The following is a 14,562-nucleotide window of genomic DNA, read 5'->3' as shown; positions in this document are numbered from 1 at the left end:
CTGTCGAGGCCCCCAATACGGTTTGGTGTGGCGACATTACCTATATCTGGGCGCAGGGCAAATGGCATTACCTCGCCGCAGTATTGGACTTGTTCAGTCGCAGAGTGGTGGGCTGGGCGATGTCTGCCAAGCCGGATGCTGATCTGGTCGTAAAGGCGCTCGACAGAGCCTACGAGATGCGTGGGCGCCCAAGTGGTGTCTTGTTCCACAGCGATCAAGGTAGCCAATACAGCAGTCGCCATTTCCGCCAGAGGCTATGGCGATACCGGATGACCCAGAGCATGAGTCGGCGCGGAAACTGTTGGGATAATGCACCGATGGAGCGCCTGTTCCGTAGCCTGAAAACGGAGTGGGTTCCGACGGTAGGCTACATGACCGCTGCACTGGCTGAGCAGGATATAGGTCGCTACCTAATGCAATGCTACAACTGGACAAGACCACATCAGCACAACGGCCTCGTGCCGCCGGCTGTTGTAGAAGAAAAACTTAAATCACTGTCCGGAAATTGTTGACCACTACAGTCCACGGTGATCCCCAGAACTTAACTCCCCCGATTTCTACTCCGCTGTCCTGAAGGTAATGGGTGGTCGGAAGCAGTTCTGGAATCAGCTCGGGGTGCTTTTCGATTGCATCGTCGTGATTGCCGGCAACCAAAATTTTGTGGCCATGTCGATTTAAACATGTGACGAACGCTAATGTCCGACCTCTGCCAGTCATGGCTGGCAGGGGTCAGCAAGATCAGGCTTTTATAATAATTTGTGGGTTAATCAACCCCAAATTGCACCCTCGACTTTTTGCTTTGAGGGGAGCTGCACCTCAACGGCGTCTCCATTAAAGCGCACCGGCCAGACGTTTAACGTTTGTTCAGGATATTCGAGGCAAGTGCCGTCTTGTAAGCGAAAGTGCTGTTTATAAAGCGGCGCAGCCACCACTAAATCTCCAGCCAAGCTACCCACCAAACCACGACCAATCACATTTGCGCCCGACTTCGGATCGCGGTTTTCAATTGCGAACAAGCGATTACCTTCCGGCTCATTGGGCAGATAGAACAGCGCCACTTGGACGCCATTCAACCAAGCCACCACGCCGGAATTAGCGACCAAGTCCTGACGGCCACATAAGGTTTGCCAGTAGGTGTATTGGGCAACAGCGGCAGTATTAGCTTGGCTCATCAGACAATCTCCTCTGCGGCTACTAGGTGCAGCTCTTCTGCACGAATCGGGCGGCGTTGGCCGCGTTCTTTGACGAACTGAATATCTGGGTCAGCGCCGTTATTGTTGACGAAGGTACGGAAGCGTTTGAGCTTTTCTGGGTCTTTTAGGGCGTTGGCCCATTCGCATTCATAGCGGTCAACCACTAACTGCATCTGCCCTTCCAACTCGGCAACCAGCCCCAAGCTGTCGTCGATAATCACGGCCTTCAGATAGTCCAAACCGCCCTCCAGGCTTTCGCGCCATACAGACGTGCGTTGCAGCTTGTCGGCTGTGCGGATATAGAACATCAGGAAGCGGTCGATGTAGCGGATCAAAGTGTCGTCATCGAGGTCGGTGGCGAACAATTCGGCGTGGCGCGGGCGCATACCGCCGTTGCCACTGATGTACAAGTTCCAGCCCTTCTCAGTAGCGATTACGCCAACGTCTTTGCTTTGCGCTTCTGCGCATTCGCGGGTACAACCAGATACCGCAAATTTAAGCTTGTGCGGTGAGCGCAGACCCTTGTAGCGGTCCTCAATCCTCAAAGCCATTTGGACACTATCTTGCACGCCATAACGGCACCAGGTACTGCCCACGCAACTTTTCACTGTGCGGGTGGACTTGCCATAGGCGTGACCAGTTTCAAAGCCGGCAGCAATCAGCTCCCCCCAGATATCTGGCAGTTCGTGCAGTTGCGCGCCGAACAGGTCGATACGCTGGCCGCCAGTGATCTTGGTATACAGGTCGTACTTTTTCGCCACTGCACCAATTGCAATCAAACCATCTGGGCTGATCTCGCCACCGGGAATCCGCGGCACCACTGAGTAGGTACCGTTCTTCTGCATGTTGGCCATAAAGGTGTCGTTGGTGTCTTGCAGTGGTACCAGCCAGGGCTCTTGAATTTGGCGGTTCCAGCACGACGCCAGAATGGAGCCCACGACCGGTTTGCAGATATCACAACCCAGTTGGCCTTTGCCATGGCGGGCCAGCAGTTCGTCAAAGGTTTCGATGCCTTCAACACGAACCACGGAGTAAAGCTCCTGACGGGTGAATGCAAAGTGCTCGCACAAGCTCTTGTCAACGCTAACGCCACGAGCAGTAAGCTCATGCTCGAACACCTGCTTAAGCAAGCTGGCGCAACCACCGCAACCAGTGGCGGCTTTGGTCTGTGTTTTGAGGCCGGCAAGGTCGTCACAACCAGCGTCGATAGCGCTGCAGATCGCCCCTTTACTGACGTTATGGCAGGAGCATACGGTGGCAGTGGCTGGCAGGGCATCGACGCCTAGCGTAGGTGCGGCTTCGCTCCGGGGCAAAATCAACGACGAGGGATCGGCAGGAAGAGTAATGCCGTTTTGTACATATTGCAGCAAGGTGTCGTAGTAGCTGTTATCTCCTACCAAAACCGCTCCCAGGGCTTGCTTGCCGTCGGCAGAAACCACCAAGCGACGATAGCTGCCGCTGGCCTCATCAATAAAGCGGTAGCTGCGCGATCCGGCAATGGTGCCCTGGGCATCGCCAATGGAACCGACATCGACCCCAAGTAGTTTGAGCTTTGTCGACATATCAGCCCCCATAAACGGGTCAGCTGCTTCGTTACATAGCTGCGCGGCTACGCTGCGGGCCATTTGGTAACCCGGCGCAACCAAACCAAAGATGCTGCCATTCCATGCCGCACATTCGCCGATAGCGTAGATGTTAGCGTCGCTGCTGCGACATTGGCTGTCGATGGCGATACCGCCACGTGGTCCTAGCTCTAATTCGCATTGTTTGGCCAGGGCATCCTGAGGGCGAATGCCTGCGGAGAAAACGATCAGGTCTGTTTCCAAGAACTCATCGTTGGCGAAGTTCATTCGGTAGCGATATTCGCAGCCGGCTGAAATCGACTGGGTACTGCGAGATAAATGCACGCTAACGCCAAGGGCTTCTATACGCGACTTCAGGGCATGGCCACCGTGGTCATCCAACTGCACAGGCATCAAACGTGGAGCGAACTCCACCACATGGGCTTCCAGGCCCAAACTCTTAAGGGCGTTGGCCGCTTCCAGACCGAGTAAACCGCCCCCCACCACTACGCCACGGCGGGCGTTCTTGGCGGCTGCTTGGATGGTATCGAGGTCGGCCAGAGTACGGTAGACCAATCGAGAGTTACCGGCGGCACCTTCAATCGGCGGCACAAAGGGGAACGAGCCGGTTGCCAGTACAAGCTGGTCATAGAGCACGCAACCATTTGCGGTAATTATCTTGCGGCTGTCGCGGTCGATTTCCAGCACCGGCACACTCAGGTGCAGAGTGACACCTGGGGTTTGATAAAGCGCCGAGTCGCCAAGGGCGAGGGATTCTGCATCGCGGCCACCGAAGTATTCGGACAGGTGCACACGGTCGTAGGCGCGCAGCGGCTCTTCGCTGAACACATGAATCTGGTAGCGGCTCAACGCACCGCGTTGAACTAACTGTTCTAAGCAGTGATGACCAACCATGCCGTTGCCAATGATGACCAATTGCTGAAGATCTGTACTGTTCATGTGTAAATCCGCCCACGCCGCTACGGTTTGTTTTGAGCAAAAAAAAACGCCTGGAACCAAGAGGTTCCAGGCGCCTTTGCCTGTTCGTACTGCCGGCCTATACGCCTGATGCAGTCCTTGTCACCCGGACTTTTCTCAGTCAACGATCGCCATTGATCGACGGGGTGCCTCACCTACGCAATGGCAGTGAGCTGATCGAGACTATGCAGTGGCTGTGCCAGAAATTTATTAGCCTTCTGCAAACGCCACATTTACGGGCTTCCTGCCAGACAGGGGAATTAGCTCACGTACCAATTCAGAACTAAAACAGTGCAGTTTTCGATCTATCGCCCCAATGTGACGCAATTTAGACATCACAAAGTACTCGTTTAAGTGGTTTCAGCTTCGATGCTTTTAAAGTCAAGAATTCGCAACTTAAGCCGCTCACACTGTGCCGCGTAAGAGTTTGCGATGCTTTTGGCCCAACCATTGCTTCGTATACGCAAAGGCCGTCAACGAAGATGGTCGAAACATTCAAGCAATACACACGACAAAGGCGCCGTGCAGTTCCCGTTAAAAGACGAGGAGCAGCATGGCGCCTTTGTCGTTTCCACAGATGGATACGACGATGTCAGCAAAACCGACGGTCAGCAAAACAGTGCGAAGCGTATGCCCTTACTGTGGGGTGGGCTGTGGCATTGTTATGCAGGTAGAAGACAACCTAATCGTCAAAGTTTCCGGAGATAAACAGCACCCTAGTAACTTCGGTCGCCTGTGCACCAAGGGCACTACCTGCGGCCAAGCCGTCGCTAACAGTGGACGTATGGAGTACGCGTTTGTGCGCCAGGCGCGCAGCTGCGACCCGATGCGCGTGGCCATCGACGAAGCCATCGATACTACCGCCAGGCGCCTGCGCGACATCATTGACGCGCATGGTCCGGATGCCGTGGCCCTGTATGTCAGTGGGCAAATGTCCTTGGAGGCGCAGTACCTGGCCAACAAACTTACCAAGGGTTTTATTCGCAGCAGCCATATCGAATCCAACTCTCGGCTGTGTATGGCCAGCGCCGGCAGCGGCTACAAACAATCCCTCGGTGCCGATGGCCCACCCGGCGCGTACAGCGACTTTGAACACAGCGATGTGTTTTTAGTGATCGGTTCCAATATGGCCGACTGCCATCCAATCCTATTTCTGCGCTTGCTCGACCGAGTTAAGACCGGGGCCAAGCTGATCGTCATCGACCCGAGGCGCACTGCCACTGCAGAAAAGGCCAGTCTGTACCTACAAATCGCCCCGGGCACAGATCTGGCGCTGCTCAATGGTTTGCTTCATTTACTGATGAAAAACGGCCATACCGACCCAGCGTTTATAGCTGAATTCACCGAAGGCTGGGATGTAATGCCGAGTTTTCTTGAGGACTACTCGCCCGAAAAAGTCGCCGCCATCACCGGCCTGAACGAGGCTGATATTCGCCAGACTGCGCAATGGCTAGGTGAAGCAAAAAACTGGATGAGCTGCTGGACCATGGGCCTTAACCAAAGCATACAAGGAACCTGGCACACCAACGCCCTATGTAACTTGCACCTTGCCACCGGCGCCATTTGCCGTCCAGGCAGCGGGCCGTTCTCCCTTACCGGCCAACCTAATGCCATGGGTGGGCGCGAGATGGGCTATATGGGCCCAGGCCTACCAGGACAACGCTCTGCCTTGATAGCAGAGGACCGTGCGTTCATTGAACGAATTTGGGCCCTCAAGCCCGGCAGTTTGCGCAGTGAGGGTGGCGATGGCACGGTGGCCCTATTCGAGGCCATGGCCGCTGGTGAAGTTAAAGCCTGTTGGATTATTTGTACCAATCCGGTGGCCAGTGTGCCCAATCGCAAAACCGTGATTGAGGCATTGCAAAAGGCAGAACTGGTAATCACTCAGGACGCTTACCTGGATACCGAAACCAATCGCTACGCCGACATCCTGCTACCAGGGGCGCTGTGGGCGGAAGCCGAGGGGGTGATGATCAACTCCGAGCGCAACCTTACGCTAATGCAGGAAGCCGTAATGCCGCCAGGCGATACCTTGCCTGACTGGGAAATTATCGCCCGTGTAGCCTGCGCCATGGGCTACAGCGAGGCGTTTAGCTACACCAGCGCAAGCGAAGTATTTGAAGAAATCAAACGCTGCTGGAACCCCCAAACCGGCTATGACATTCGTGGTGCCAGCTATGAACGCCTACGCGAGCAACCGCTTCAATGGCCTATTGCCGATAGCAATGCGGTCACGCGCAATCCAATCCGTTACTTGAATAACAATGTCAGTCAATGCTTGAAACTGGCTGCAGATGGCAGCCAACCTGCACTAGTGTTTGCAACAGAAAGCGGCAAAGCGCAGTTCTTTGCACGCCCCCATTTGCTGCCTGCAGAACTGCCCGATGAGGCATTCCCTCTGGTGCTCAATACAGGTCGCTTGCAGCATCATTGGCACACCCTAACCAAGACCGGCAAAGTGCCCACGCTGAACAAACTCCATCCCGGCCCCTTTGTAGAAATTCACCCGAGCGACGCCACCCGCCTGGCCATTAATGAACGCGACGACGTGGAAATTCGCTCCCGCCATGGCGTCGCGGTACTACCAGCTCTAATCAGCGACCGTGTGCGCCCAGGCAACTGCTTTGCGCCCTTCCACTGGAACGATGTGTTTGGTGAACAGCTGGCCATTAACGCTGTGACCAGCGACGACATAGACCCCATATCCTTTCAGCCGGCATTCAAGTTCTGCGCAGTCAATCTAAAAGCCGTCAGATCTGCGCTGTCCATTCTAGGGACAACTGTTTCCGAGGAGCCCCACCCCATGCAGACCAATGCCTTTGCTCGCCTGCTAAACCTCGACCCCCCGGCAAATTTGCAACTAAACGCTGCCGAGCAGCTTTATATGCAGGGTTATCTGTTGGGTCTCAGTAGCGTTGAAGGGTGTTTAAGTGGCGTACCTACCCTACCCACCAGTGCACCGCTAACGGAAAACAAACGCCTCTTGCTGGACGGCATGTTGGCAGGATTGTTTTCTCGCCAAAGCGCCGGTGTGACTATGACCAGCGATACGTCAGGACTGCTTAGCGCAACACAAGCTGACCTGATGAGCCCGCAGTGGTTGGTGCTGTGGGCCTCACAAACCGGCAATAGCGAAGGCTTGGCCGAAGCCTTCACACAACGCCTAGTCAGTAAAGGCCAACGCGCGCGCATGTTGGCTATGGATAACGCCGAGCTGGAGGACCTGCGAGGCGCTGCCTGCGTACTTTTGGTGACCAGCACCTTTGGCGATGGCGAGCCACCGGACAATGCCATCAGTTTTTGGGCCAGCCTAGAAAATGCCGAAGCCCAAGCCTTGGCAAACATCCGTTACAGCGTGTTGGCGCTAGGCGACTCCAATTACGACCAATTCTGTGGTTTTGGTCGCAAGCTGGATGAGCGCCTAGCAGCCCTTGGCGGCGAACGCCTGCACCCGCGACAAGATTGCGAACCAGACTTTCAACAAGTCGCTGAGCAATGGCTGGAAAAAATCTGTACAACCATGCCAAGCGGGTCCATTGCCACAATGGAAAAAAACTACAACGTGCTGCAAGCCTCCGTCGAGAGCAGTCGCTATAACCGTCACAGCCCGCTGACCAGTCGATTGCTAGAAAACCGCATTCTCAACAGCCCGGGGGCGCAGAAGGAAACCCGCCATATCGTCTTCGATCTCGGCGACCACGATTTCCCCTACCAAGCCGGGGATGCCCTGGGTGTATGGCCAAAAAATTGCCCAGAGCAGGTCAACGCCTTTCTGGAGGCCTTGCAGCTTGATGGTAATTGCAGCGTTGAACTGAAAGAACAACCACCCATGCCCTTGCGCATAGCCCTTGAGGAGCATTTGGAAATCGCCCGAATCACCCCTCAGCAACTGCAATGGTTATGCGAGCGCTCGGCCAGTCCGCTCTTGGCGGAGCTGCTGCGCAGCGGCGAACAAAACGACCTCAAGGATTGGCTCTGGGGACGTCAATTGCTCGACCTGTTGTTGGAGTTCCCCATACACCTCAACAACAACGAACTGCTGAGCTTTCTCAAACCTCTGCAGCCGCGCCTATATTCCATTTCATCGAGCCCTAAAGCGCATCCGAACCAAGTGCATATCACCGTTTCTACCGTGCGCTACCGGCACCAGAACAAGGAGCGTGGCGGCGTTTGTTCAACCTTTCTAGCCGACCGTGCAGAGAGCCAAGGCGCAAGGATATTTCTGCAACGCTCGGCACACTTTCGCCCCCCGCAAGATCCGCAGATGCCGCTGATCATGATTGGCCCAGGAACCGGAATTGCCCCGTTCCGCGCCTTTCTGCAGGAGCGACAAGCCCAAGGCGGAATTGGCAAAAACTGGTTGTTCTTTGGCGAACAACGCGCCGAAAGCGACTTTTACTATCACGATGAACTGCGTAACTGGCAACTTAGCGGTCTACTCACTCGTCTAGACACTGCCTTCTCCCGGGACCAGGCAGAAAAAATCTATGTGCAACAACGCATGCTCGAACATGGCGCGTTGCTGTGGAGCTGGCTGCAACAAGGTGCATCGGTATGCGTCTGCGGTGACGCCGCACGCATGGCCAAAGACGTCGACGCCGCCCTAAAAAAGATCGTGCATGTACATGGGAAAATGAGCAGTGGCGCTGCCGCCCTGTACGTAAGCGGTATGAGCAAAGAGCGGCGGTATTTGCGCGATGTGTATTGATGCCCGTGTTTGCTGGGATTGCGACTGAAACCGCTCCTACACAGATCAAAAAGTGAACCCACCTAACACGACCACGGCACAGCAATTGCTGTGCTTTTTGCGGTCTAGGTTTTCAGGAATACCCCTATGAGCGATGGCCTGCATATGCACTCTCTGGCCTGGGTTGGGGGCAGCGATGCTCCAGAAAAGAATGCCCTTAATATCGGCTATATGCCGCTGACGGACTGCGCCTCCATGGTCGTGGCAGCCACACAGGGGTTTGGCCAGCCCTACGGCTTAACCCTCAATCTCAGACGCCAGACCTCCTGGGCAGGCATAAATGACAAGCTGCTTAGCGGCGAACTGGACGCTGCCCACAGCCTGTACGGTATGATCTATGCCATTCAGTTGGGTATCAGCGGCGCCGCTGCAACTGATATGGCCATACTTATGGGTTTGAACCAGAATGGCCAGAGCATCAATCTGTCACAGCCACTGAAAGAAGCTGGCGTGACCAGCGCCAGTGCACTGCAACAGCACGCGCACCAAAAAGGCACAAAACTTACCTTCGCCCAGACTTTCCCAACCGGCACCCATGCCATGTGGCTTTATTACTGGTTGGCCAGCCAGGGCATTCACCCGCTGCAGGATGTAAACAGCGTGGTAGTGCCGCCGCCGCAAATGCTCGCGCATTTGGAAGCCGGACGCATTGATGGCTTTTGCGTGGGCGAGCCTTGGTCTGCCCATGCCGTGGAGCATGGCCAGGGCTTTACCCTAACCACCAGCCAAGCAATCTGGCCGGACCATCCGGAAAAAGTCTTGGCCTGCACACGCGAATTTGTTGAGCAAAACCCCAATGCCGCCCGCGCTTTGGTGATGTCGGTATTGGATGCCAGCCGGTTTATTGAGAAAAGCCTCGAAAACCGCCGTAGCACAGCACAACTTTTGAGCTGCAGTGAGTACCTCGATGCACCGTTATCGAGTGTCGAACCGCGCCTGCTAGGCGAGTACTGCGATGGCCTGGGCCATCGATGGCATGATGCTCACTCCTTGCGCTTTCATAACAACGGTGCCACTAACTTTCCCTACCTGTCGGACGGGATGTGGTTTCTCACTCAATTCCGTCGTTGGGGTTTGCTGCGCGAGGACCCTGACTATCTCGCCGTCACTAGCCAGGTACAGCAAACTGAGCTGTACAGCGCCGCCGCAACCGCCCTGAACATTCCTGTGCCTGATACCGCAATACGCAGCAGCCGCCTGCTTGATGGAAGCGTATGGAATGGTGCCGACCCTGCCGGCTATGCCCGCAGTTTTACCCTGCATGCCCTCAATGACCACTGACTGAAGATGGCCGCCATGCTACGTATCTTGCTGATCAACGACACATCCAAAAAAGTTGGACGTTTGCGCACTGCCTTGAGCGAAGCGGGCTTTGAAGTGATCGACGAATCTGGGCTGACCATCGACTTGCCCACCCGTGTTGAATCCGTGCGGCCGGATGTGGTTTTGATCGACACTGAGTCACCAAGCCGCGATGTGATGGAACAGGTGGTGCTTGTGACCCGCGATCAGCCACGGCCGATTGTGATGTTTACAGACGAACACGATCCCGGTGTCATGCGCCAGGCGATTAAGTCTGGGGTGAGCGCCTATATCGTCGAAGGCATTCATGCCCAGCGCCTGCAGCCGATCATGGACGTGGCCATGGCGCGCTTTGAAAGCGACCAGATGCTGCGTTCGCAACTGCACGCCCGAGACCAGCAGTTGGCTGAACGCAAACGGATTGAATTAGCCAAAGGCATGTTGATGAAGATGAAAGACTGCAACGAAGAGGATGCGTACACCCTGATGCGTCGCCAAGCCATGAGCAAACAACAGAAGCTGATTCAGGTGGCAGAGCAGATTATCGCGATGAATGAGTTGCTGGGTTAACCGTAAAAACAGTAACTGCCCGATAGGCCTCTAAGAAAACCAAACGCTGCGCCTGCTCCATAACACAGCACACTGCACCAAGAGCGATGGCGTTCAGCCTGAAAGGCTCTGTAAACAGAAGCGAAACCATTGATCTAGAGACCCCAATACATAATGGCATAGAAGCTGCTTACTATTCTTACAGGTAGCCAACGGCGGTTGCCCCATCACGACAATGACGTCGCACTCCCCTCGCTAAAGCGAACTTGGGACTGCGGCGTTTTTGCGTTTATGGCCTTGGAAACGGGGCTTGGTGGGCAGCTTTCCAAGCTACCCACCTGCAAACATAACTACCTATTTGCAGATGAGGTGCTGGGAATGAACACCAACAGTTTCTGGAAAGCCGGTCACACCCCAACGTTGTTTGCCGCCTTCTTGTATTTCGATTTGAGCTTTATGGTTTGGTACCTGTTAGGCCCAATGGCAGTTCAGATTGCTACAGACCTGCAATTAACCACTCAGCAACGCGGATTTATGGTGGCTACGCCGATCCTTGCTGGCGCTCTATTGCGTTTTTTTATGGGCATGCTGGCGGATCAGTTGTCGCCAAAAACTGCAGGCATCTTCGGTCAGGTGGTGGTCATCGGTGCACTGCTGGCAGCTTGGCAACTGGGCATCCATAGCTATGAACAAGCGTTGCTGCTGGGCGTATTCCTCGGCATGGCAGGTGCGTCTTTTGCCGTGGCCTTGCCGCTGGCTTCGCAGTGGTACCCTGCAGAGCACCAAGGCAAAGCTATGGGCATTGCCGGGGCGGGTAACTCTGGAACTGTTATCGCCGCCTTGGCTGCCCCCGTGTTAGCCACCGCCTTTGGCTGGAACAATGTGTTTGGCTTGGCTCTGATCCCGCTGCTACTGACCCTGATAGCCTTCGCCTTGATGGCGCGCAACGCACCCAATCGAAGCAAAGCAAAATCCATGGCCGATTACTTCAAGGCTCTGGGCGACCGTGATAGCTGGTGGTTTATGTTCTTCTACAGCGTCACCTTTGGCGGCTTTATCGGCCTTGCCAGCGCTCTGCCTGGTTATTTCCACGACCAATACGGCCTTAGCCCGGTCACAGCCGGTTACTACACTGCGGCCTGCGTGTTTGGTGGTAGCTTGATGCGCCCATTGGGCGGAGCCCTCGCTGACCGCTTCGGCGGTATTCGCACCTTACTTGGTATGTATGCAGTGGCGTCCATTTGTATTGCGGCGGTGGGCTTCCATCTTTCCAGTTCAGTGGCGGCATTGGCCTTGTTCGTTAGCGCCATGTTGGGATTGGGTGCAGGTAACGGTGCCGTGTTCCAACTGGTGCCACAGCGCTTTCGTAAAGAGATTGGCGTGATGACCGGTCTTATCGGTATGGCCGGCGGTATAGGCGGTTTCCTCCTGGCTGCTGGCCTCGGAGCAATCAAACAGAATACCGGCGACTACCAAATCGGACTGTGGTTATTTGCCAGCTTGGGTCTAATTGCTTGGTTTGGTTTGCACGGCGTGAAAAATCGCTGGAGAACCACGTGGGGTTCGGCTGCTTTGACTGCTGCAAGGGTCTGAGTAAACCATCATGGGCCTACGACTGAGCTGCGCCGAGTACAGCGCCAGCGGACCGCGCGCGGAAAACCAGGACGCGGTGCGCTTGGTCACTCCGGCGCCTTCGCTGGCTGGCAGCAAGGGGTTTTTATTTGCCTTGGCTGACGGCGTAAGCCAATGCGCAGACGGCGGCCTGGCTGCACGTTCAACTTTGCAAGCCCTGGCTCACGACTATTACGCAACCCCCGAAACCTGGGGCGTGGCGCAAGCCCTGGACCGTCTGCTGCTGGCACAAAACCGCTGGTTACATGCCAATGGCGGCGGCCAGCCGCTGCTCACAACCCTCAGCGCTTTGGTGCTGCGCGGCAGGTACTTTACGCTCGCGCATATCGGCGACTGCCGGGTGTACCGCTGGTTTTGCGGGCAGTTACAGCGCATCAGTGAAGACCACGTCTGGGGCCAACCGGGTATGCAGCATGTGCTCAAGCGAGCCATGGGCTTGGAGCAGCATGTAGTAGTGGATTACCTGAATGGTGAGTTACGCCCTGGCGAGAGTTTCCTGCTAGTCAGCGATGGCGTTTGGGCCACCTTAAGTGAGGCCTCGATTGCCAGTATTCTGTGTGATGAACAGCAACTGCAAGCAGCCACCCAGGCTCTGGTTAGCGCTGCCCATCATGCTGGCAGCCAGGACAACGCAAGTGCTGTGTTGGTGCGGGTCGATGAGCTGGGAGAGATCAGCTTGAGCGACACTCTGGGGCAGCTGGAGCAATGGCCAGTTCCACCAGTTTTAAAACCCGGGCAGCTATTTGAAGGTTGGCAGGTGGAAGCCCTCTTGGGACAAAGCCGGCAGTCAGTGCTGTACCGGGTGTATGACAAACAGCAACAACCCTGGCTGTTAAAAACCCTACCAGCCAGCAGGGAAAGTGACAGCACAGCAGGGAATGCCCTATTGCAGGAAGAGTGGTTTCTGCGGCGGGTGGCCGGGCGTTACTTTCCCGAAGTGCACCACGCCAACCAGCGTCAGCACCTTTACTACCTGATGCGCGAATACTCCGGCATCACCCTGGCCGAGCACTATCACATGCACGGCACCTTCGGCCTTAATCAATGGCTGGAAATCGCCCAGCGCCTTATAAAGGCGCTGGGCATGCTGCATCGACGTAACATAGTCCATCGGGATATCAAGCCGGAGAATCTGCTGCTCAGTGCTGATGGCGAGCTGCGAATCCTGGATTTCGGTTTGGCTTATTGCCCTGGACTTTCCAATCAGGCAGTGGGTGAGTTGCCCGGCACGCCCAGTTTTATTGCCCCGGAAGCCTATGCGGGCGCGCAGCCCAGTGCTGCGCAAGACATCTATAGCGCCGGCGTTACGCTGTATTACCTGCTTACTGGGCACTACCCCTACGGCGAAATAGAGGCGTTTCAGCACCCGCGCTTTGGTAATCCTGTGGCCGCTAATCGCTACCGCCCGGACCTTCCAGAATGGCTGGTGCACAACCTCGAAAAAGCCTTGACCAGCGACCCCGCCAAGCGTTTTGAAACCGCCGAAGAGTGGCTATTGGCTCTGCATCATGGCGAACACCAACCTAGCACTCGATCCCGGCCATTGCTTGAACGAGAGCCGCTGAAAGTGTGGCGAGTTGTGGCAATGACCTCGCTATTGGTCAATGGCCTGTTGTTGATTTGGTTGCTGCACGCATGACTTCAAACAACACAAGAGCGCAGCAAGCGTGAAAGCTCTCTGCGACGCATACACAGCCCTGATAAGGAAGATCCTGTGATCGCAAAAGTCTGGTTAGTGGGTGCCGGTCCCGGTGACCCTGAATTGCTCACCCTCAAGGCCGTGCGCGCCCTTAAAAGTGCCGACATTGTCATGATTGATGACCTGGTTAATCCAGCTGTGCTCGAACACTGTGTAAGCGCAAAGGTGATTGGCGTCGGCAAACGTGGCGGTTGCCGCTCTACCCCGCAGGATTTCATTCACCGTTTGATGCTGCGCTACGCGCGTCAAGGCAAGTGTGTGGTGCGTCTAAAGGGCGGCGATCCGTGCATATTTGGCCGTGGCAGCGAAGAGGCCGAATGGCTAGGCGCCCGAGGTATTGAAGTGGAACTGGTGAACGGCATCACTGCAGGTTTAGCCGGTGCCACACAATGTGGCATTCCTCTGACCTTGCGAGGCGTGGCGCGAGGCGTCACCTTGGTCACTGCCCACACCCAGGACGACAGCAGCCTAAACTGGCAGGCCCTAGCGCAGACGGGCACCACCCTGGTGGTTTACATGGGTGTGGCCAAGCTGGAAGAAGTGCAACGGGAATTGCTTGCCGGCGGGCTGACTGCCAGCACCCCGGTCGCCATGATTGAAAACGCCTCTCTACCCCATCAGCGCGAGTGTCGAAGTGATTTGGCCAACATGAGTAACGTCGCCCAAACTTTCAGACTTAAGTCACCTGCTGTGATTGTAATTGGAGAGGTATCAGGACAAGGGCGCGTGAAAAGGGAATGCCTAGAGATCATCGATAGCCATCTGCCGCAACCGATGAGGTGAAGGCCTGGCAGTCACGGCCGCTCGACGCGGTCTATCCCATCGTCTACCTCGACTGCATCCACACCAAGGTGCGTGAGGGTGCCGTGCGGGTGAAGGCGGTTTACCTGGCGCTGGGCA

9 protein-coding genes and 1 pseudogene are annotated in these 14,562 nt (G+C 55.7%); 8 read left to right on the top strand and 2 right to left on the bottom strand.

Going from position 1 to position 14,562, the window contains the following annotated elements; translation table 11 throughout:
- A partial coding sequence (locus ACN0V1_RS21140) for an IS3 family transposase (RefSeq protein WP_417546827.1) occupies nucleotides 1-512 on the top strand: 512 nt, incomplete at its 5' end.
- Between the two features lie 255 nt (nucleotides 513-767).
- On the opposite strand, the gene nirD is transcribed toward ACN0V1_RS21140, so the two are convergent.
- On the bottom strand, nucleotides 768-1,172 hold the full coding sequence (gene nirD / locus ACN0V1_RS21135) for a nitrite reductase small subunit NirD (RefSeq protein ID WP_285677548.1): 405 nt from the start codon (nucleotides 1,170-1,172) through the stop codon (nucleotides 768-770).
- Nucleotides 1,172-3,715 carry a nitrite reductase large subunit NirB gene (nirB, locus tag ACN0V1_RS21130; RefSeq protein WP_417546826.1) on the bottom strand — a complete coding sequence of 848 codons (2,544 nt, stop codon included), beginning with the start codon at nucleotides 3,713-3,715 and terminating at the stop codon, nucleotides 1,172-1,174. Before nirB ends, nirD begins: the two co-directional genes overlap by 1 nt.
- Nucleotides 3,716-4,322: 607 nt before the next feature.
- Here nirB and ACN0V1_RS21125 point away from each other — a divergent pair.
- From ACN0V1_RS21125 to ACN0V1_RS21095, 7 genes and pseudogenes are all read left to right on the top strand, one after another.
- The gene (locus ACN0V1_RS21125) at nucleotides 4,323-8,441 is read left to right on the top strand and encodes a bifunctional nitrate reductase/sulfite reductase flavoprotein subunit alpha (protein WP_228247666.1); all 4,119 of its coding nucleotides are present in this window, start codon (nucleotides 4,323-4,325) and stop codon (nucleotides 8,439-8,441) included.
- A gap of 126 nt (nucleotides 8,442-8,567) precedes the next feature.
- On the top strand, nucleotides 8,568-9,761 hold the full coding sequence (locus ACN0V1_RS21120; protein WP_417546825.1) for a CmpA/NrtA family ABC transporter substrate-binding protein: 1,194 nt from the start codon (nucleotides 8,568-8,570) through the stop codon (nucleotides 9,759-9,761).
- 15 nt (nucleotides 9,762-9,776) lie between these two features.
- On the top strand, nucleotides 9,777-10,352 hold the full coding sequence (locus ACN0V1_RS21115) for an ANTAR domain-containing response regulator (RefSeq protein WP_228247667.1): 576 nt from the start codon (nucleotides 9,777-9,779) through the stop codon (nucleotides 10,350-10,352).
- A gap of 357 nt (nucleotides 10,353-10,709) precedes the next feature.
- A complete protein-coding gene (locus tag ACN0V1_RS21110) occupies nucleotides 10,710-11,924 on the top strand; it encodes a nitrate/nitrite transporter (RefSeq protein ID WP_228247662.1) in 1,215 nt (404 codons plus the stop codon).
- A gap of 10 nt (nucleotides 11,925-11,934) precedes the next feature.
- Nucleotides 11,935-13,602, top strand: coding sequence for a bifunctional protein-serine/threonine kinase/phosphatase (locus tag ACN0V1_RS21105; protein ID WP_285677545.1), 1,668 nt, complete (start codon nucleotides 11,935-11,937; stop codon nucleotides 13,600-13,602).
- Nucleotides 13,603-13,677: 75 nt separating this feature from the next.
- Nucleotides 13,678-14,445: a uroporphyrinogen-III C-methyltransferase gene (cobA, locus tag ACN0V1_RS21100; protein ID WP_417546824.1), complete on the top strand. Its 768-nt coding sequence runs from the start codon at nucleotides 13,678-13,680 to the stop codon at nucleotides 14,443-14,445.
- A pseudogene (locus tag ACN0V1_RS21095) lies at nucleotides 14,427-14,562 on the top strand (transposase); the annotation flags it as partial. The gene cobA and the pseudogene ACN0V1_RS21095, both read left to right, overlap by 19 nt.

This window comes from Marinobacter sp., assembly GCF_048266785.1.
Classification (GTDB): Bacteria; Pseudomonadota; Gammaproteobacteria; order Pseudomonadales; family Oleiphilaceae; genus Marinobacter.
The sequence above is the reverse complement of the archived record's forward strand: the minus strand, read 5'-3'. Positions and strand labels throughout refer to the sequence as shown.